Here is a 3,228-nt window from a genome sequence, read left to right on the forward strand (position 1 = left end):
ACCATCCCGACATTGAAAAGGCCCCCGGCCGGATTTCGACCGGGGGCCTTCGTATCCCGCTGTGTGGACCTCTACTCGTCGCCGTCGGCCCTGTTGCGGCGCGGTCTCGCCTCCCGCGCGGGTCCGGAGGCGCCGCTCTCGCCGTTCGGCGGTTCCACGTATCCGATCCCCTCGGATCGAGGCATCCCCCGGACCTCGGGGTGCATGTACTTGCCTGACTCGTGGGACGGCTTCGACTGCTCGGCCTCGAATCCGACCTCCTCCGCGTACAGGTCGCGGCGAACACCGGTGACCTGCCACGAGACCTCGCTCGCGGGCTCCCCGCCCGCGATGCGAAATGCGCCGTTCGCGACCTTCCTCGCGATGTAGAGGCTCGGTCCCGGCGCGCCGATGGCCGTGAGCTGATAGCGGATGTCGCCGTTCAGGGCCTCGAACCAGTCGGGAAGCTCAACGGTGGCCTCTCCGTTGGCGTCGAGCGTCACGTTCCCGCTGTAGACGTTCAGCAGCTCGTCGCTGCCCACATAGGCATGCTCGAGGTAGCTGCCTGCAGGGTCCTGCGGATGGTCGATCTTCATACCGGCCTTACCGCCCGTCAGGGTCCCGGTGATTTCCACGTCGCCAGCGAAGTAGCCAGCGTAATCCGTAGGCGAGCTGCTGAAGTATACCACGCCGTAGACCCCGTAGTTAACCAGCCCGTCATACGCGATGCCTGCGGTACCAATGTTGTGGCCGACGCCGCCGGCCGCTTGGCCATAGACACCGTGAAAGGTCTCGTCCCTCGCCTGAGGCGAGGCTAACCCCACGACCCCAGTGGCGCCGCCTTCGAAGGAACCCCCCACGCCGTAGCCGTCCCCAAGGACGCTGTAGCCGTAGACGCCTGTCCCATCGAACCCGCTTCCGGACACAACACCGCTCAGAGCGCGCGTCCCCAAGTGTGGGTCGGTCGCCGTGAACTTGCCCACCTCGGCCTGGTCGCTCTCGACGGTCAGGGCATCACTGAATGCGCCTCCACCGGCCGACGAGACAAAGCCGTCGGCATCGACGGCGAAGTTGACGGCCGCGCCGCGCTGGCCCTCGAGGAGCTGACAGTCGTCAGGCGCGTCCACCGGCACCTTGAGCTGCAGAAGATCGGATCCGGAGATGGGCGTGGAGGTCATCTCCATGTTCACAGCCCGCCCCGCTGTGGTACCTCCATACTTCACCTCGAGGGCCTCTTCGTTCGTATCATTGTAGACCTCGAGCTTTGCGGTCGGCAGGGACAGACCGATTCCCACGCGCCCCGAAGGAGTCAGGTAGATGTCGTCCGCCGCGACCGTCCAGTCCCCGTCCGGTACGGCGGCCGCGGCCTGCCATGTGCCGACGCCGCTTCCGTCGGAGGTCAGTACGTACCCGTAGGACGCCCCCGTGGCCATGCGGAAGCCGTTCGTCTCGAGCTGATCGTCGACGTAGACGCCGAGCCCGCCGCCCGAGAAGTACCCGGAGTGACCGAGCGACGAGTAGCCCATGATCGCCCGTCCCGACTGGCACTCCGCGAACAGACCAACGTCGCCATCGGACGTGAAGTGGCCCCCTCGCGCACTGGCGCCGCCTCGTCCATAAACGGCCGCGGGAGTCCCCGGATACGACCCGGGACTGACGCCGGAGAAGAACCCTCCGGCCGTTCCCGAGTTGTTGACCGACGAGATGGTGAAACCGGGGCCCGCCGAGCTGTTCTCGAACTCGGCCGCTACCTCGTCTTCGGCCACGACATCGAGCGGAGCGCTCGGCGCGTCGTGTCTTATCGCGACCATGCCCGTCTCGCGGTAGATGATCTCGCCGTCAAACTGCCAGTCCTCATCGCTCGCGAGCGCCACGTCGGCCACGCCGGCGTGCGCCGCGTAGGGAACCGTCGTCAGCTCGGTCCTGGGAACGAGCTCGGTCTCGCCTTCGACGGAGATGCCCAGCCAATACGGCAGGTCGAACGCCAGGCCGGTCAGCGACGTCTCGGTACCGAGCGTCGCGTTGATGATCCCGTCCTCGGCCGTCAGCGTCTGGGTCTCGCGCCAGAGAGCACTGCCGCCGGATTCAGCGTCGTAGATCGAGAACGATACGCTGTAATCCCCGTCCGGGACGGGATTCCCGCTCGCGTCGCGCAGCACGCCCTGGTAGCTCATGTAGGGTGAGATGTCGGCGCTCCCGACGCTGGCGACCAGGAACACAACGAGCACACAGAGAAAAGCTGTCACCTTCATGATAGAACTCCCCGCCGGCATTCCGGCTACTTGAGAAGAACCAGCTTGCGCGTTTCAGTGAACCCACCGGCCGTCATGCGGGCGAAGTAGATACCTGACGCCAGGCCGCGCGCGTCGAACGTCGCTTTGTAGCGCCCCGGCGCGACGTCCTCGTCCACGAGCCGCGTCACCTCGCGTCCGGTGACGTCGTAGACGATGATCGTGACGTGGGTCGGCTGCGCTACGGCGTAGCCTATGACCGTCACCGGGTTGAAGGGATTCGGGACATTCTGGCCGAAGAGGGTCTTGAGGCTCCCGCTCTCCTCGACTCCCGTCAGAAGCCATCCCGGCATGTACCAGAAGCCGATCCCGTTCTCGTAGGAACCGCCGGACGTCTCGCCGATGAGCGGCTGTCCGACCGTGCCCTTCATCTCGTAGCTCCCGCCGGAGGCGTCGGTTCCGCCTGAACCGAGCACCTGCTGGTCCATGTCGTACTGGGCGCTGGCGGACAGCGCGCACAGCAGCAGGACCAGCGCGGCGGCGAGCGACCACGCAGCAAGCTTCATGGTGTTCCTCCTCTTCGCTCGTGACGCGCCGTTAAGGAAGGCAAGCCGTGGCGCACAGGTATGGCGAGCGGTTGAGCTCCTGGCAGAACTCATCCATTGTCCAGGATAGCAGAGTGAGTACGAGTCATGCAAGGACCTTGCGCCATAGAAAGGGGATTCCGCACATGACAGATGTGCGCGCCGTGAACCCGGCCTTGCCAACACCGTTTTCTCAGATGTGCCCGAGGCGGCAGTGTCCATCGTGTTGTGTCACTTCACTCGGGCACATCCTCGATTGTCCAGCGACGCCCATCTTGACCAGGAGGAAGTCCGGTGGTATACTATGTTCGACAAACGAACGAAGTCCCGGGCCTCAGCGACGCGTGTTCCGCGGGGTACGGCATTCCGTATCTGAGCGGCGCCCCCGCCGAAAGGAAGACTCCCATGCACCGCCGCCTGATGATGGCGCTCCT

General features: G+C 65.3%; 2 protein-coding genes. Both read right to left on the reverse strand.

Features of this window, described 5'->3' with window-relative positions; all coding sequences use genetic code 11:
• Positions 1–71 precede the first annotated feature (71 nt).
• Entirely contained in the window at positions 72–2,231 is a 2,160-nt protein-coding gene (locus GF405_03030) for a hypothetical protein (GenBank protein MBD3367135.1), read from the reverse strand.
• Positions 2,232–2,257: 26 nt separating this feature from the next.
• Positions 2,258–3,016: a T9SS type A sorting domain-containing protein gene (locus GF405_03035; protein MBD3367136.1), complete on the reverse strand. Its 759-nt coding sequence runs from the start codon at positions 3,014–3,016 to the stop codon at positions 2,258–2,260.
• Positions 3,017–3,228 lie beyond the last annotated feature (212 nt).

It is taken from the genome of Candidatus Effluviviaceae Genus V sp., assembly GCA_014728125.1.
GTDB lineage: Bacteria > Joyebacterota > Joyebacteria > Joyebacterales > Joyebacteraceae > WJMD01.

Coding starts and splice junctions, on each gene's coding strand:
- GF405_03030 (MBD3367135.1), bottom strand. CDS start 2,231: ATGAAGGTGACAGCTTTTCTCTGTGTGCTCGTTGTGTTCCTGGTCGCC.
- GF405_03035 (MBD3367136.1), bottom strand. CDS start 3,016: ATGGACACTGCCGCCTCGGGCACATCTGAGAAAACGGTGTTGGCAAGG.